Source organism: Mesorhizobium sp. B2-8-3, from assembly GCF_006440815.1.
Taxonomy (GTDB): Bacteria; Pseudomonadota; Alphaproteobacteria; order Rhizobiales; family Rhizobiaceae; genus Mesorhizobium.
Window position 1 is genome coordinate 1 of sequence record NZ_VFTW01000012.1, and the last position, 15902, is coordinate 15902.

Annotated in this window: 19 protein-coding genes, 1 other RNA gene and 1 pseudogene; 8 read left to right on the forward strand and 13 right to left on the reverse strand. The window is 63.6% G+C overall.

Annotation, left to right across the window (positions count from 1 at the left end):
• Positions 1-87: 87 nt before the first annotated feature.
• From FJ418_RS18400 to FJ418_RS18425, 6 genes are all read right to left on the reverse strand, one after another.
• Positions 88-1605 (reverse strand): DegQ family serine endoprotease, encoded by a 1518-nt coding sequence (locus FJ418_RS18400; RefSeq protein WP_140644191.1) that lies wholly within the window; start codon positions 1603-1605, stop codon positions 88-90.
• 145 nt (positions 1606-1750) lie between these two features.
• Positions 1751-1936, reverse strand: coding sequence for a DUF2065 domain-containing protein (locus FJ418_RS18405; RefSeq protein WP_140867936.1), 186 nt, complete (start codon positions 1934-1936; stop codon positions 1751-1753).
• A gap of 6 nt (positions 1937-1942) precedes the next feature.
• On the reverse strand, positions 1943-2884 hold the full coding sequence (locus tag FJ418_RS18410) for a protease modulator HflC (protein ID WP_140655123.1): 942 nt from the start codon (positions 2882-2884) through the stop codon (positions 1943-1945).
• The gene (gene hflK, locus FJ418_RS18415; protein ID WP_140644185.1) at positions 2884-3999 is read right to left on the reverse strand and encodes an FtsH protease activity modulator HflK; all 1116 of its coding nucleotides are present in this window, start codon (positions 3997-3999) and stop codon (positions 2884-2886) included. Before hflK ends, FJ418_RS18410 begins: the two co-directional genes overlap by 1 nt.
• A gap of 248 nt (positions 4000-4247) precedes the next feature.
• The gene (locus tag FJ418_RS18420; RefSeq protein ID WP_140867939.1) at positions 4248-4766 is read right to left on the reverse strand and encodes a dihydrofolate reductase; all 519 of its coding nucleotides are present in this window, start codon (positions 4764-4766) and stop codon (positions 4248-4250) included.
• A complete protein-coding gene (locus tag FJ418_RS18425; RefSeq protein WP_140867942.1) occupies positions 4766-5779 on the reverse strand; it encodes a DUF4424 domain-containing protein in 1014 nt (337 codons plus the stop codon). Before FJ418_RS18425 ends, FJ418_RS18420 begins: the two co-directional genes overlap by 1 nt.
• A 127-nt stretch (positions 5780-5906) precedes the next feature.
• Here FJ418_RS18425 and cobF point away from each other — a divergent pair, with 127 nt between their 5' ends.
• Positions 5907-6671 (forward strand): precorrin-6A synthase (deacetylating), encoded by a 765-nt coding sequence (gene cobF, locus FJ418_RS18430; RefSeq protein ID WP_140655114.1) that lies wholly within the window; start codon positions 5907-5909, stop codon positions 6669-6671.
• A 106-nt stretch (positions 6672-6777) separates the two neighbouring features.
• On the opposite strand, the gene FJ418_RS18435 is transcribed toward cobF, so the two are convergent.
• The 4 genes from FJ418_RS18435 to modA form a co-directional block, all read right to left on the reverse strand.
• Positions 6778-7119 carry a winged helix-turn-helix domain-containing protein gene (locus tag FJ418_RS18435; protein ID WP_140755223.1) on the reverse strand — a complete coding sequence of 114 codons (342 nt, stop codon included), beginning with the start codon at positions 7117-7119 and terminating at the stop codon, positions 6778-6780.
• An 88-nt stretch (positions 7120-7207) separates the two neighbouring features.
• On the reverse strand, positions 7208-8320 hold the full coding sequence (gene modC / locus FJ418_RS18440) for a molybdenum ABC transporter ATP-binding protein (RefSeq protein WP_140867945.1): 1113 nt from the start codon (positions 8318-8320) through the stop codon (positions 7208-7210).
• Complete coding sequence (gene modB / locus FJ418_RS18445) at positions 8317-9021, reverse strand: molybdate ABC transporter permease subunit (protein ID WP_140867948.1); 705 nt, start codon at positions 9019-9021, stop codon at positions 8317-8319. The genes modC and modB overlap by 4 nt, the downstream gene beginning before the upstream one ends.
• Positions 9022-9043: 22 nt before the next feature.
• Positions 9044-9835, reverse strand: a complete 792-nt coding sequence (gene modA / locus FJ418_RS18450) for a molybdate ABC transporter substrate-binding protein (RefSeq protein WP_140867951.1) — start codon at positions 9833-9835, stop codon at positions 9044-9046.
• Positions 9836-10002: 167 nt separating this feature from the next.
• Here modA and FJ418_RS18455 point away from each other — a divergent pair, with 167 nt between their 5' ends.
• Complete coding sequence (locus FJ418_RS18455; protein WP_140867954.1) at positions 10003-10212, forward strand: molybdopterin-binding protein; 210 nt, start codon at positions 10003-10005, stop codon at positions 10210-10212.
• Positions 10213-10225: 13 nt separating this feature from the next.
• On the opposite strand, the gene FJ418_RS18460 is transcribed toward FJ418_RS18455, so the two are convergent.
• Positions 10226-11020, reverse strand: a complete 795-nt coding sequence (locus FJ418_RS18460; RefSeq protein ID WP_140867957.1) for a thymidylate synthase — start codon at positions 11018-11020, stop codon at positions 10226-10228.
• Positions 11021-11163: 143 nt separating this feature from the next.
• Positions 11164-11475, reverse strand: coding sequence for a DUF2853 family protein (locus FJ418_RS18465; RefSeq protein WP_140644165.1), 312 nt, complete (start codon positions 11473-11475; stop codon positions 11164-11166).
• Between the two features lie 168 nt (positions 11476-11643).
• Between FJ418_RS18465 and ssrA the strand changes: the two genes are divergently transcribed.
• Together ssrA and FJ418_RS18475 are read left to right on the forward strand one after the other, a co-directional pair.
• Positions 11644-12004, forward strand: a transfer-messenger RNA (tmRNA) gene (ssrA, locus tag FJ418_RS18470).
• Positions 12005-12104: 100 nt separating this feature from the next.
• Positions 12105-12664 (forward strand): annotated as a pseudogene (locus FJ418_RS18475) (AAA family ATPase).
• A gap of 46 nt (positions 12665-12710) precedes the next feature.
• Here the strand turns inward: FJ418_RS18475 and FJ418_RS18480 are convergent.
• Positions 12711-13916: a multidrug effflux MFS transporter gene (locus FJ418_RS18480; RefSeq protein ID WP_140867960.1), complete on the reverse strand. Its 1206-nt coding sequence runs from the start codon at positions 13914-13916 to the stop codon at positions 12711-12713.
• A gap of 209 nt (positions 13917-14125) precedes the next feature.
• Here FJ418_RS18480 and FJ418_RS18485 point away from each other — a divergent pair, with 209 nt between their 5' ends.
• The 4 genes from FJ418_RS18485 to FJ418_RS18500 all read left to right on the forward strand — a co-directional run bounded on the left by FJ418_RS18485 (position 14126) and on the right by FJ418_RS18500 (position 15899).
• Positions 14126-14809 carry a TetR/AcrR family transcriptional regulator gene (locus tag FJ418_RS18485; protein ID WP_140644159.1) on the forward strand — a complete coding sequence of 228 codons (684 nt, stop codon included), beginning with the start codon at positions 14126-14128 and terminating at the stop codon, positions 14807-14809.
• A gap of 116 nt (positions 14810-14925) precedes the next feature.
• Positions 14926-15456: an SspB family protein gene (locus tag FJ418_RS18490; protein WP_140644157.1), complete on the forward strand. Its 531-nt coding sequence runs from the start codon at positions 14926-14928 to the stop codon at positions 15454-15456.
• Positions 15457-15464: 8 nt separating this feature from the next.
• Positions 15465-15662 (forward strand): DUF4169 family protein, encoded by a 198-nt coding sequence (locus FJ418_RS18495; RefSeq protein ID WP_140705871.1) that lies wholly within the window; start codon positions 15465-15467, stop codon positions 15660-15662.
• 9 nt (positions 15663-15671) lie between these two features.
• A complete protein-coding gene (locus FJ418_RS18500) occupies positions 15672-15899 on the forward strand; it encodes a ribbon-helix-helix domain-containing protein (protein ID WP_140655086.1) in 228 nt (75 codons plus the stop codon).
• Positions 15900-15902: the final 3 nt, after the last annotated feature.

Genomic DNA, 15902 nt, shown 5'->3' on the forward strand with positions numbered 1-15902 from the left:
CGCCAACTTCATGGGCTTCGTCAAACTCGCCGCTATCGCCATCTGGCTCAAATAGTTAAATCGTCACCACCGCCTAGCAAGCCGGACTCAATCCATCCGGATCGTCACGAAGCGCAGTTCGCCGGTCTTCGAAGCCAGCATCAAGAGCGCGTTCTTGCGGCCTTGCTCCTTCAGCGCGCCGATCCGGTCCATCACGTCCTTCGGCGTGCCGACCGATTCCTGCGCGATCTCGGTGATCACCTCGCCAGGCTGGATGCCGCGCTCGGCCGCCGCCGAATTCTTGGCGACATCGGTGATGACCACGCCGGACACGTCCGCCGCGATGCCGAACTTCTGCCGCGTCTGGTCGTTGAGCTCGCCGACCGTCATGCCGAGCACCGAGGCCGTCGATACCGGGGGCGTCGCTTTGTCGCCCTTGTCCTGGTCGGTGTTGCCGTTCTCGCCGCTGGCCAGCTTCTCACTGTCCTCGAGCCGGCCGAGCGTCACCTTGACGGTCTGCTCGACGCCCTTGCGCACGATGACGACGTCGACCGCCTTGCCGACCGGGCTTTCGGCCACGACGCGCGGCAGGTCACGCATTTCGTGGATGTCCTTGCCGTCGAACTTGATGATGACGTCGCCGGCCTGCACCGAACCGTTGTCGACCGGCCCGCCCTTGATGACGCCGGCCACCAGCGCACCCTTGGCGGTTGCCATGCCGAGGCTTTCGGCGATGTCGTCCGTCACCGGCTGGATGCGCACGCCGAGCCAGCCGCGCCGTGTCTCGCCATACTGGCGAAGCTGGTCGACGACGCCGGCGGCAAGCTGCGAGGGGATGGAGAAACCGATGCCGATCGACCCGCCCGACGGCGAGATGATCGCCGTGTTGATGCCGATGACTTCGCCCTCGGCGTCGAACAGCGGGCCGCCGGAATTGCCGCGGTTGATGGCGGCGTCGGTCTGGATGAAATCGTCATAGGGGCCGGAATTGATGTCGCGGTTGCGCGCCGAGACGATGCCGACCGTGACCGTGCCGCCCAGGCCGAACGGATTGCCGATCGCCATCACCCAGTCGCCGACGCGCATCTTGGTGGAATCGCCGAATTTCACCGCCGTCAGCTTGTGGCCCTTGGGGTCGACCTTCAGCACCGCGACATCGGTCTTGGTGTCGGTGCCGACCAGCGTCGCCTTCAGCGTGATGCCGTCGGAGAAATTGACTTCGATATCGTCGGCATCGGCGATGACATGGTTGTTGGTCACGACGATGCCCTGCTCGGCGTCGATGACGAAGCCGGAGCCGAGCGACTGCACTTTCTGCGCGGCACCGCCCTTGTCGCCGCCACGGTTCTTGAAGAAATCGTCGAAGAAGTCCTGGAACGGCGAGCCCTCTGGCAGCTGCGGCATCGGCACCGCGCCCGGCCCTTCAGTGCCTTTCACCGTCTGCGAGGTCGAGATGTTGACCACCGCGCCAAGCAGGCGCTCGGCCAGATCGGCGACCGAAGGCGGTCCATCGGAGGCGATCGTCGGCGTGACGAAAGACGGAACGGCAACAATGCCGACTGCGAATGCCGTGGCGCCGGCGAAGAAGGTGCGCCGCGCCGCGCGCAACAGGGTGTCGGATATCATCGTGGCCTCCCGGTGTTTCAGAAAAGGAACGACGCATCCGCAAAGGCGCCTGTCCGATTCATGTTGGCAAGAAATAAGGCACGTTTGCGGCTATAGCTATCGGCGGAAGATAAATCGTCAATCGCTTCGGCACCAAGGAATTTCATCAACCGCGGACCAGCCAGACGATGCCGACGCCGATGGCGATCGCCGCCAGTCCGCCGATCCGCAGCACATTTTCCGGCACCGACAGCACTTCAGTAGCGAGTTTCCGGGCCAAAGCCGGAAACGCTCCATAGACCAGCCCTTCGATCACGAGGACCAGGCCGATTGCCGCCAGAAAATCCTGCACCGCCCGCTACTGGGCGGTGCCGGGTTGCGTTGCAGGTGGCGTCGCAGGCGCGGCAGGTGCCGGCCCGGGCTTGCTGTCCGGATCGCGGAAGTAGCGGAAGAACTCGGATTCGGGCGAGAGCACCATCGTCGTTCCGGTGTTGTCCAACGCCGTGCCGTAGGCGTTCATCGAGCGATAGAAGTCGAAGAAGGCCGGATCGCGCTTGTAGGCGTCGGCGAAGGTCGCGCTGCGCTGCGCCTCGCCCTCGCCGCGCAGGATTTCCGATTCCTTCTGCGCCTCGGCGATGATCTCGACGACCTCGCGGTCGGCTCGCGCCCTGATGCGCTGTGCCGCCTCGTTGCCGCGCGCCCTCAGGCGCTCGGCTTCCGCCAGGCGCTCGGCCTTCATGCGGTCATAGGTCTGCTGCGAGACCTCCGCCGTCAGATCGGTCCGGCGGATGCGCACGTCCTCGATGTCGAGGCCGAGCGAGGTCGCGTCGGGACGAAGCTGATCGCGCACCTCGCGCATCATGTTGCCGCGCTCTTCCGAAAGAGCGGCTTCGAAGTCGCGCAGGCCGTAGACACGGCGCAGCGCCGCGTCGAGACGCGTCCTCAGGCGGGCTTCGGCCAGTTCGACCTGACCGGACACCGCCGCGCGGAAGGTGCGCGGATCCGAGATGCGGTAGGCGATGAAGGCATCGACCTCGTAGAACTTGCCGCCCGAGACCTGGACGCGGATGTTGTCGAGGTCGAAGCGCATCACCCGCTTCTCGACCATTTGCACGCTGTCGGCATCGAAGAAGGCGAACGGCGCCTTGAAGTAGATGCCGGGCTCGCTCTTGACGTCGATGATCTCGCCGAACCTGAGCACGATAGCTTGCTGGCCGGCATTGACCACGAACACCGACGAATAGAGCAGGAACAGAAGGACGGCCGCGATCACGGCGATGATGGGAAGACGGTTGGCCATCACTGGTTACCTCCCGTCGTGACGCCGCCCATAGGGGCCGGCGCCGGCTGTGCTTTCGGCTGCAATGCCGGCAGCGGCAGGTAAGGCAGCACGCCCTGACCGTTGCCCTGTTCGACGACGACCTTGTTCGAGTCCTTCAGGATCTTCTCCATGGTTTCGAGATAAAGGCGCTTGCGCGTGACGTCGGGCGCCTTGGCGTACTCGTTGTAGACGGAGATGAAGCGCTGCGCCTCGCCTTCCGCCTCCTGCACGACGCGGTTCTTGTAGGCGGCGGCGTCCTCGCGGACCTGCGCCGCCTGGCCGCGCGCCTGGCCGAGCTTCTGGTTGGAATACTGGTTGGCCTGCTCGACGAACTTGTCCTCGTCCTGCTCGGCGCGCTGCACCTCGTCGAACGCGTCGGCCACCTCACGCGGTGGTGCCGCGTCCTCGATCGAGACTGCGTTGACCTGGAGACCGGTCTTGTAGCCGTCGAGCGTGCCCTGGATGATCTCGCGCACCCCGGTTGCGATGCCCTGGCGGTCGTCGCGGAAGATGTCCTGCGCCGGCCGCCGGCCGACGACTTCGCGCATGGCGCTCTCGGCGACCTGGGTCAGCATGCCGTCGGGATCGGAGACATCGAACAGATAGGCTTTGGGATCGGAGACCTGGTAGGCCACCGAGAACTGCACGTTGACGATGTTCTGGTCGCCCGAGAGCATCAGCCCGGAGCCGCTGCTCGAGCCGCCGCCGATGCTGACGAGCTGCTCGGAGATCTTTGCGGTCTCGACCGTTTCGATCGGCCACCAGTGGAAATGCAGGCCTGGCTGCGAAAGCTCGGTCTTCGGCTGGCCGAAGCGCAGTTCGACGGCAACTTCGTCGGGCTGCACGGTGTAGATCGCCTTGAAGGCCCACAGCACGATGAGGGCCAGCGCGATCAGCCCGAGCACGGCCGGGCTGGCGCCGCCGCCTCCCGGAAGCGCGCGCCGCAGCCTGTCCTGGCCGCGGCGGATGATATCCTCAAGATCGGGGGGCGAACCCTGCGGGCCGCTTGGCCCTTTCGGTCCCTGCCCCCAGGGCCCCTGATTGCCGCCGCCGCCCCATGGGCCGCCGCCACCGCTCTTGTCGTTCCAGGGCATGAATGTCCTTTCGCTCCGGTTCCCTCAGGCCTTGCGGCGCAATCCTAACGCATGACCCGGAAAACCCATATCGGTTTTCGAAAAGGAATCATGCGCCAAAATCAAAGTATTACGTCGGCCTCTTGCGCGTATGGTTGGACGCTGTACCGCTGCAACACCGTTCTTCTATAGGGACGCCTTGACCCGCTTTCAACGCGATGTGTCATCGTCTCCGTGCGATTTGGATCGGCAGCGACCCTTTGTCGTCGTCAACGATCGTCGCGTCGGCGCTCGTAAACCGTATAACGCGTGGCGTGGCTGTCCTTCTCGCCGGCGGGGAAATCCTCGGCGCTGACGACTTGCCAGACATTTGGGTCGATCGGCGGGAAATGCGCGTCGCCATCGACGCTGGCCAGCACATGCGTCACATGCAGCCGGTCGGCGAGCGGCAAAGCCTGGGCATAGATCTCGCCGCCACCGACCACGCAAATCTCCTCCGCGCCCGCCATGCAGCGGCCGCGCACCCTGGCCAGCACGATCGCGTCATCCAGCGAGTGGGCCACCTCGATGCCCTCGGCCCGCCAGGTTTTGTCGCGCGTCACCACGATGTTGAGACGGCCGGGCAGCGGCCGGCCGATGCCTTCATAGGTCTTGCGGCCCATGATGATCGGCTTGCCCATCGTGTCGGCCTTGAACCGCTTGAGATCGGTGGAAAGCCGCCACGGCAGGCCGCCTTCGCGGCCGATCACGCCGTTTTCGGCGATGGCGACATAGATCGCGATGTCCATCAGCCGCCATTCCCGCCATTATCCGACGGCTCCAGCAGCAGGATGTCGATGTCGTGCTCGGGATAGAAATCCTTCGCGGTGATCTCGAACATCGTCGGTCCGACCTTTTTGACATTGTCGCCGCAGAAGGAGACGAGGTTTTTGGGGCTGCCCTTGTCGATCGTCAGCTTGAAGTTACCGATATTGCCGGAGGCCCAATTACCCCCCGTGGTCAGGATGTAGGCGATGCGGCTCTCGTAATATTTCGGATAACCATCCGGATTTGCCTTGGCCGCCTTGCGCACCGCATTCTCGAATGCGCCGTCCATGCAATAGCGGGTCTTGTAGGCCGCATACTGGCCCTGGAACTGGCCGTCGGAGAAGAAACTGACCGAGGAAGTGCCGCCGACACTGGGCTTATAGCGATGCGAAACATGGACTTCCTTGTTGGCCGGGAAGGTCGAGCGCCACCAATAGGTCGAGCGCAATTGCCAGAACGGCGCGTAGGCGGTTTTCATGCCCGAGCCGTCATCGGCGGTGTCTTCGATGATGATGCCTCGGTTTTCCCAATCCTCGGCGACATCCTTGGGCAGCTTCGCCAGCGCCGCCTTGGCGGCGTCGCCGAACGGATAGAGCGGTACGTTCTGCGCCTTGAGGTCCGTGGTGATGTCGATGCCCAGCGCAAACGCCCTTTGCTCCAGCTGCGGCTTCGCATCGACGCCGTCGATCGTCACCTCGAAGCCGAGGAAATTGTCGCTCTGCGCTTCCGGGATCGCCGGCATCTCGTTCGGATCGCCCTCGATATCGGGCATCGGGAACGCGACGATGGAGCTGACATCCTTGTCGGTGTTGTTGCGGAACACATAGTCGACCGTCACCTTCTCGGGCGAGATGAAAAGATCCTCGCTCTGCATCGCGACCGCGTCGCTGCGCGACAGGATCAGCCCGCCGGTGCCGAGCTCGGCGACGGAATCATTGGCGAAAGCCGGGGCAGCCATGATTGCCAGCGCTGCGGTCAGTACGGTGCGTAACATGGACCCCTCCTCGACGGCGATACCGGGCGTCTTTTCATCTACCGTTTCAGTGCGCCGTTTCAAAGCCCTTCGTCATCGGGCATCGGGACTTCTGGACACCGCGCCATCGATCGGGCAGGAGAGCGCCATGCGCAAGCTTCTCGTCATCGGCATCGGCGCCGGCAATCCCGACCACATGACTGTACAGGCCATCAATGGCCTGAACCGCGCCGACGCGCTGTTCATTCCCGACAAGGGAACGAAGAAGAACGATCTTGCCGATTTGCGTCGGCAGATATGCGACCGCTTCGTCACCAATCCGAAATCGCGCCGGGTCGAGTTCGATGTACCGGTCCGGGCCGAACCGACATCGTCTTACCGGGCAACCGTCGACGACTGGCACGAGGCGATCGCCGAGATCTATGAGGCGTTGATCCGCGACGAGCTTGCCGACGACGGTTGCGGTGCGTTCCTGATCTGGGGCGATCCGTCGCTCTATGACAGCGCGCTGCGTATCCTCGAACGCGTTCGCCTCAGGGGCAATGTCGGTTTCGAGCTCGAAGTCATCCCCGGCATCACCGCGATCCAGGCGCTGGCCGCCGCCCACGCGACCGCGCTCAATCGCATCGGCGATTCGATCCTGGTCACCACCGGCCGGCGGCTGACCGAGGAAGGCCTGGCCGCCAATGCCGGCTCGACCGTGGTCATGCTCGACGGCAAATGCGCCTTCAACACGCTGGCGGACCGAGACGTCCTCATCCAGTGGGGCGCCTACCTCGGCACGCCGGACGAGATCGTCATTTCCGGCCGGCTGGGCGATGTCAGCGCCGAAATCGAAAGGGTTCGCGAGGAAGCCCGGCGAAAGAAGGGCTGGATCATGGACACCTATCTGCTGAGGAAGCCAGGGGATTAGGCAGTAGGCAGTAGGGAATAGGCAGTAAGATAATGGAGGCGATAGGGGCCTCGATTTCGAGCATCCAGGACATCATACCCTACTGCCTACTGCCTACTGCCTTGCCTTATCCCGCATCGATCTCCGCCTGCAGGGCCTGCATATGGATGGCGGCGGCCGATGAAGCGGCTCGCTCTATGGCGCGAAACCGGCTGACGACCGCCAAACCCACCGATGTCAGTTGCGCGCCGCCGCCTTTGCGGCCACCGGTCTGCGCCGCGACCAGCGGCTTGCCGAACACGCGGTTCATGTCTTCGACCAGATCCCAGGCATGTTTGTAGGACATCTCCATGCCGCGCGCCGCGGCCGAGATCGAGCCGAAGGCGGCGATCTGCTCCAGAAGTTCGATCTTGCCCGGGCCGATCCGGCCGTCGGGGTCGAGATTTATCCGCAGGCTGAGCGACGGCATTTCATCTCCTCGGCTTCCACGGCACCACGATAGTCTCTATGCGAAGCAAGCGCTATTCCAAATATACATAGCGACATGATGGAGCTCCTCAAACGTCGGCCTCGGCCGGCAGGCCGGCGCCGGTGTTTGCGCGATCGAAGCTCACCGTCTTGATGACCGCGAAGACCTCGCTTCCCAGCTTGAGACCAAGCGCCTGCCGCGATTGTTCCGTGATCCGCGCGATCACAACCGCGCCGTGGCAATCGATGCCGATTTCGACCTCGGGCCCCTCGCCGGGCTTCATGCTGACGATTGTTCCCTCCAGGATATTGAGCGCGCTGAGTCCGGCGGGTTTCTCGATGGCGACCATCACGTCGCGGGCGCGGATGCGTATGCGAACCGAAGCACCGGCCGGCCGCGCCAGTTTCGGCACGCGGATCTCGCCGGCCTGCGAGCCAAGCACCGTCATGCCGAAAGCCTCGTCGTGACGCAGGACCTTGGTGTCGAGCACCGCTCCGCCCTCGCCGCGTTCCTCCGCCGGCAACAGGTCGAGCCGCCGCATGATCGCCTCTGTCGGGCCCGCGGCCGCAACCTTGCCCTGCGAAAGCACCATGACGTCGCTCGCCAGCCGCGCCACCTCGGCGACGGAATGGCTGACATAGACGATCGGGATCTTCGTCTCGTCGCGCAACCGCTCGATATAGGGAAGGATCTCGGCCTTGCGCGCCTCGTCGAGCGAGGCGAGCGGTTCGTCCATCAGAAGCATTTTCGGGCTGGTAAGCAGCGCGCGGCCGATCGCGACCCGCTGCCTTTCACCGCCCGACAGTTTCGTCGGCCGCCGGTCGAGCAGGTGACCGATGCCGAGCAGGTCGACCACCGCGTCCATCCTGGCGTAGCGTTCGGAAGCCGGCGTGAACCAGCGGCCGTAGCGCAGATTGCCGGCGACGCTCATATGCGGAAACAGTCGCGCGTCCTGGAACACCATGCCGATCCGCCGCTTGTGCATGGGCACGAAGATGCGCGCGGCGGTGTCGACCAGCACCTTGCCGTCGACCGAGATACGGCCTTTGTCCGGACGGATCAGACCCGCGATCAGATTGATCAGCGTCGACTTGCCCGAACCGGACGGCCCGAACAGCGCCGTCAGCCGGCCGGCGCTCTCGAAACGCGCCTCCACGGCGAAATCGCCGAGGCGATGCTGGATATCGACGGAGAGCGTCATTCGATGTCCATTCGCCGGCCGACCCGCCGCGCCAACACTTCCGAAGCGACCAGCGCGACCATCGAGATGACGATCGAGATCAGCGTCAGCCTGAGCGCGCCTTCATCGCCGCCCGGCACTTGTGTGAAGGTGTAGATCGCCGAGGGCAGCGTCTGCGTCTCGTTGGGGATGTTGGAGACGAAGGTGATGGTGGCGCCGAATTCGCCCATCGCCTTGGCGAAGGAAAGGACCGCGCCTGCGATCAGGCCGGGCAGGATCAGCGGCAGCGTGATGGTGGCGAACACCCAGAGCGGATTGGCGCCGAGCGTGCCGGCGGCCGCCTCGATTCTGCGGTCGACAGCCTCGATCGAGAGGCGGATGGCCCGCACCATCAGCGGAAAGCCCATCACCCCGCAGGCCAGTGCCGCGCCCGTCCAGCGGAACGAGAAGACGATGCCGAAATGCTCGTCAAGGAAGGCGCCGGCCGGGCCACGCCGGCCGAAGGTGAGCAAGAGCAGATAGCCGGTCACCACCGGCGGCAGGATCAAGGGCAGATGCACCAGCCCGTTGAGCAGGGTCTTGCCCCAGAAACGCCCCCGCGCGAGCAGGAGCGCGAGCAGGATGCCGGGCGGCAGGCTGGCGAGCATCGCCACCGTAGCCACCTTGATCGACAGCCGGACCGCATTCCATTCGTCGGGAGTGAGGTCCAACAGCCAATTCATAGCTATGTCTGCGAGGTCTTTCTCAGTTGCTCGGCGCGAGCACCGTAAAACCCTGCTCCTTGAAGAGCTCGGCGGCCTTGGCCGACTCGACGCATTTCAGGAAGGCAGCCGTATCCTTGTCCTTCGAATCCGCGGTCTGGGCAATCGGGTAGACGATCGGCGGATGCGAATCTTCCGGGAAGTTACCGACGACCTTGACGCCCTTTTCGGCATGCGCGTCGGTGGCATAGACGATGCCCAGCGCCGCCTCGCCCGTCGACACCAGCTTCAGTGCGGCGCGCACATTCTCGGCCTGCGCGACCTTGCCTTCGACCGACGACCAGACGCCCAGCGATTCCAGCGCCGCCTTGCCGTATTTGCCGGCCGGCACGGCCTTGAAATCGCCCATGGCAAGCTTGCCGTCGCCGATCAGCTTGGCGAGGTCGAAGCCCTTCTCGACCTTGGTCTCGACCGTGGAATCCTTCGGTGCCACCAGCACGATCTGGTTGCCGAGCAGCTTCACTTCGGTATCCGGCTTGGTCAGCTTCTTGTCGGAGAGATACTTCATCCAGTCGAGGTCGGCCGAGACGAAAACGTCGGCCGGCGCGCCGCCTTCGATCTGCTTGGCCAAGGCCGAGCTCCCCGCGTAGGAAATGGTGGCGGCTTCGCCGACTTCCGGCTCGCAGGCCTTGTTGACCGCGTCGAGCGCGTCCTTGAGGCTAGCCGCGGCAAATACGATCATCTTGTCGTCGGCATGGGCCGCCGGTACCGCCATCAGCATTGTCGCCAGGCCGCCAATAGCTGCCGCCTTCAACCCAAAACCCTTGCCCGTCATGGAATCTCTCCCTGGTTTCAAAATCCGTACGGCCCAAAGCCTCTGATCGATATATCCGCATGAACATAACAAGGGAAGGCTTTTCGCCTGCCATGGCGTTGTGCGCCGGCGTGGTCTCGGCCTACGATGAATGCGAAACGGAACGGCGAAGCTTTAAGGAGAGACGCATGAAGATCAGCGCCCGCAACATCCTCAAGGGTAAGGTCACCGAGATCGTCAAGGGAGCCACCACCTCGCATGTCAGGATCGACATCGGCGGCGGCGTCATCGTCACCTCCTCGATCACCAACGAAGCGGTCGCCGACCTCGCGCTCGAAAAAGGCAAGCAGGCCTATGCGGTGATCAAGGCCTCGGATGTCATAGTCGGCATCGACTGAGCCGAAGGCTGGCTCATACCGCGATCGGCGCCTTGATGCTCGCATCCGCGAAATAGTTCTCAAGGCGGAAATCCTCGAAGCGGAAGGCGAAGAGGTCTTTCACCCCCGGATTGATCCACATCGTTGGTAAGGCCTTGGGCGTGCGCCGCATCTGCTCGCGCGCCTGCTCGAAATGGTTCGAATAAAGATGCGCGTCGCCCAGTGTGTGGACGAAATCGCCGGGCTTCAGCCCGGTCACCTGTGCCACCATCATGGTGAGCAAGGCATAGGAAGCGATGTTGAATGGCACGCCGAGGAAGATATCGGCCGAGCGTTGGTAAAGCTGGCACGAGAGCCTGCCCTCCGAGACATAGAACTGGAACAGGCAGTGGCAGGGCGGCAGCGCCATCGCCTCGACTTCGGCCGGGTTCCAGGCCGAGACGATCAGCCGGCGCGAGTTAGGATTCCTGCGTATCTCCTTCAAAAGGCCCGCGATCTGGTCGATCTCGCCGCCATGCCCGTCCGGCCATGAGCGCCATTGCTTGCCGTAGACCGGTCCAAGATCGCCATTCTCGTCGGCCCATTCGTCCCAGATGGTGACGCCATGGTCGTTGAGATATTTGATGTTGGTGTCGCCGGCCAGGAACCACAAAAGCTCGTGGATGATCGACTTCAGATGCAGCTTCTTCGTGGTCGTGACCGGAAAGCCGCGCGAAAGATCGAAGCGCATCTGGTAGCCGAATACCGAGCGCGTGCCTGTCCCGGTGCGATCGCCGCGGTCGGCGCCGTTTTCCAGCACATGCTTCAAGAGGTCGAGATATTGGCGCATCGGCTCCGCCTCGATTCGGGTAACAGGCAATCATACCCGACCGACAGCCGATCGAACACCGCAAAGCAGGCTACCGGTGTGGGTCGCGCCAAAAAACCAACGGCGCCGGCACGGTTTCGTGCCGGCCGCCGGATGGCAGTGCCTTACAGAGAGCCGAGTTTGCCGAGGTCCTTGGCAACCAGATAGTAGAAGGTCACGCGGCTCTTGGTGTTGTCGGCGTGCATTGCCTTGCAGGTCTTCTCGATCGACGCATTCGCCTTTGCGGCATCCGCGATGCCGAGCTTCTTGCCGATCCAGTTCTCCCGCACGCGGTCGAGTTCCTTCGGGTCGGTGCAGGACACCAGCGAGGAATCGCGGTTCCTGAGCGCAATGCCCAGATGCTTGACGATCTTATCGACCGCGTCGGCGCTGGCGCCGGCGTCGTATTTCTTCACATCCGCAAGATAGTCGGCCATCAAACTTCCCCTCGTCGGCGCCACCGATCCGATCGGTGAGGGTTGTGGCGCGCTACGCAACCTGTGCGTTAGGTCAGAGACTCCTCACCGGCAGCGAGATTTGATTGAGTGGGCGCGCAAGTCAACCCTTGGCTGCGCAGTTTGGCATAACCGGACAAGCGCCGGTTTGGCCTTTCTTTTTCCGTTATCGATCCCTATATTCGTTTCGTCGGCTTGACCGACTATGGCGATAAACAGGCGATGAAATAAGCCGTTCGGACCCGGGGGCGGTACCCGGCGCCTCCACCAAAAACCGCTCTGGCTGACGGAGCGGCTTTTGCTGGGGGCGAAATAGGATCGACGAAGGTGTAAAGATCGTACTTTTGCCCGGCATTGTACCACCGTCATCGGGCTAAACTTATAGTTGCCAACGACAACTATGCGGAAGCTCGTCTCGCTGCTTAATGCGGCGCGAACGCTTCAAATCAAGCCCTAGCGGTTCGCACTTCTAGGCGGGGTTCGGAGGTACCTGGCAACAGAAACCTCCACCTTCCCCTCTTTTGCTTCTTCCCATCAACCGAACGGCCAAGGCTCGTCCGGCGCTTGATGCGCGGCGTACAGCCTTGCCGCCCATCCTCAATGGACAAGCGATGCAAAACGATTGCGGCCGATTCTTCGTGCTGACCGGCGGTCCAGGTTCCGGCAAGACCACCTTGATCGAAGCGCTGCGGGCCCAGGGCTTCGCGACGGCGCCTGAGGCCGGGCGCGGCATCATCCGCGACCAGATGGCCATCGGCGGCCCTGCCCTACCCTGGCAGGATCGCGCGCTCTTTGCCGAGCTGATGCTGTCGTGGGAGCTGCGCTCCTGGCAGGCCGCGCATGCCGAACCTCCTGGCCCGGTCTTCTTCGACCGCGGCGCGCCCGACACCATTGGCTATCTCAGACTCTGCGGCCTGCCGGTGCCGGACCACCTCACAAGCGCTGCGAGGAAATTCCGCTACGCGCGCCGCGTCTTCGTCGCGCCACTCTGGCCGGAGATCTTCACCCAGGACGAGGAGCGCAAGCAGACGCTCGACGAGGCCGAGCGCACATTCCGCTCGGTGACCGGGTCTATGTGGAGCTCGGTTACGAACTGGTGCCGTTGCCTCTCGCTCCGGTCGAGGAACGGTTGCGCTTCGTCATCGATCAGGCCGGCTTGCAACAGACATGAAAAAGGCCGGGCAAGCCTGGCCTTTTTCTGTCTTGTCTATGATTGCCTACTCCGCCGGCGCCTCGACCGCTTCGCGCTCGCGGCCGAGCGTCAGCTTGGCCAGCGTGAAGGAAATCACCGCGCAGAGCGTGATGCCCGCCACCATCGGCAGCGGCGTGCCGTCGAAGAAGATGCCGGCGACGCCCATCGCCAGTGCGCCGATGGCGAAATGCAGCGTGCCCATCAGCGCCGAGGCCGTGCCGGCGATCTCGCCATGCTCTTCCATCGCCAGCACCGAGGTTGTCGGGATGACGAGGCCAAGGAAGCCGTAGCCGACGAAGAGCAGCGCGGCGATCACGTCGAGCCGGTCGACACCCGAGGCCATGATGGCGAACAGCGCCACCATGACCGTGGCATAGCCGGTGACCGCCACCCAGACGACACGCTTCAAACCAAAACGGTCGGCCAGCATCCCGGTCAGCTGCGACATGCCGATGAAGGCGACCGCGTTGATCGAGAAGAACACGCTGTAGACCGACGGCGACAGGCCGTAATGGTCGATCAGGATGAAGGACGAGCTCGACAGATAGACGAAGAAGCTCGCAATGCCGAAGCCCGCGATCGCCACAAGGCCGAGGAAGTTGCGGTCGCCCATCAGGTAGCGGTAGCCGGCAAGCGCCGTGCCGAAGGAGGAGCCGGCGCGCTCTTCGACCGGCCGCGTCTCCTTGAGCGAGGTGGCGAGCAGGATGGTGGCCAAAGCAGCGGCACCCGTCACCGTCCAGAACACGGCGCGCCAACCGAAACTCTCGATGATCTGGCTGCCGGTCAGCGGCGCCAGGATCGGCGACACCGAGAACACCAGCATCAGAAGCGACATCAGCTTGGCGGCCTCGTTGCCGGTGTGCAGGTCGCGCACGATGGCGCGCGGCACCGCCATGCCGGCGCTGGCGCCGAGACCCTGAAGGAAGCGGAAGGCGATCAGCCACTCGATGGTCGGCGCCATCGCCGAGCCGACGCCGCCGACCATGAACAGCGCAAGGCCGGCATAAAGCGGCGCCTTGCGGCCGACCATGTCGGAGATCGGTCCGACGACGATCTGCCCGAAGCCCATCGACAGGAAGAAGATCAGAAGGCTCATCTGCACAGCGGCTGTGCCGGCATGCAGATCCTGGCCGATCGAAGGCAGCGCGGGGAGATACATATCGATCGCAAACGGGCCGATCGCGGACAACAAGCCGAGCACGACCGCGATGCGGAGGAATTTTGGACTCATGGTAAAGGCTCTTTTCGGATATGGTTGCCGCCGCGAATATCGGCGTCTGAACCCAGGACGTTCCATCCCGCGGAAATCCGACACCTGAGAGCGAATTCATTCGTCACTAGAGCGAACTTGTTCGTCTCGGTAGCGCAGACTTCCCGTTATTGTGTCCACAAATTTAGACAGGCTTGTCCAATTCGTCAATCACCGCTATATAGATTTTCATGAAGCACGGCATTTCTCCTGACACTTTCCCGCCACGCAGCCATGAGGCCAAGCGGGTGTCGGTGGTGGAGGCTGCTGCTTCGGTTTTTTGTCGGGAAGGCTATGCCGGCGCCAATATCGACCTGATCGCGGCCGAGGCCGGCGTTTCACGCCAGACTGTCTACAACCATCACGGCGATAAGGAAAAGCTCTTCGTCGCCGTCGTGCGCGACCTGACGGAGCGCTGTAATGCCGGCATCTTCGCCACCATCGCCACCTTTCCCGACCAGCCTACGGACCTGGAAGCCGACCTGGTCGCCTTTGCGGTGCGCATGAACCGCAACTGCATCTGCAACCGCGACGGCCGTTTCCTGCGCAAGCTGATCCAGGCCGAAGGCGAGCGCTATCCGGAATTGTTTGCCGAATGGCGCGAACAAGGCCCGGGCCGCACTTGGTCGGCGCTTGCCGCGCGCTTCGCCCGGCTTGCCTTCGCGGGTCACCTGTCGATCGGCGACCCCGACGTCGCGGCGCGTCAGTTCCTCGCCCTCGTCAACGCCGAGCTTCAGATCACTTTCATGCTGGGCGGCTTACCAACCGAGGAAGAGGTGCTGCGCTCCGCCGCCAACGGTGTGCGGACCTTTCTCGGCGCCTTCGCCAGGAAGAAATTGCCGGCCGGCAAACAGGCGGCGCTCGTTCACGCCTGAGCGATCAAATCGCCGACGCCCCTCTTGGCCTCACGGCTTTGCGCCTATATGCGGTTTACGCCGCGCTCAAGCTTGATTACAGCTATGCGGACGATTCAACGGAACCCGACCATCAGATGGCCGACGACCACATCCGCTACGACATTCTGGCCCAGGAGGCTCTGCGCGGCGTCATGCGCAAGGTCCTGGCCGAAGTCGCGCGCACTGGCCTTCCGGGCAATCATCATTTCTTCATCACCTTCCTGACCGGCGCGCCGGGCGTGCGCATCTCGTCCAGGCTGCGCGAGCGCTATCCGGAGCAGATGACCATCGTCATCCAGTTCCAGTATTGGGACCTGAAGGTGACGGATGCCGGCTTCGAGGTCGGACTTTCCTTCTCCGACGTGCCGGAAAAGCTCGAAATCCCCTTCTCGGCCGTGCGCGGCTTCTACGATCCGTCGGTCAATTTCGAGCTCGAATTCGACGTCAAGACGGAGAGCGCCGAAGACGAGGCCGCCGCTCCGGCGCCCGAGCCGGTCGCCGTCGTCCCCGAGAAGAAGCCGGAATCCAAAAAGAAGGCCGCCGAGGCCGAGAAGAAGCCGGCGGTCGCCGAGACCGGCGGCAAGGGCGCCGACGTCGTTTCGCTCGACGCCTTCCGCAAGAAGTAGCCAGCGCCATGGGCGAGGTCGTCAATCTCCGCCAGGCCCGCAAGCAGAAAGCGCGCATCGAGAAAGAACGCCAGGCCGGCGAGAACCGGGCGCTGCACGGCCGCTCGAAGACGGAGCGCGAGCGTGACCGGCTGGCATCGGAAAAGGCCGGGAAATTCGTGGCCGGCCATCGCCGGGAAAAACCCGACGACCCCGGCGAGCGCTGAGTCCCTGCAATGGCCGCGGTCGAAAAACGTTCGGTAACGATCCGCGGTCACCGCACCAGCTTTTCCCTGGAACAGCCTTTTTATGACGATCTCATCGCCATCGCCGGGCAACGCTCGCTGTCGCTCGCGGCCCTGGTCGCGGAGATCGACGAGACGCGCACCCGCGACGCCAACCTGTCGTCCGCGCTGAGGCTCTATGTGCTGGCCTGGGCGAAGCGCGGCGGCGCGGCGCCGTGATGC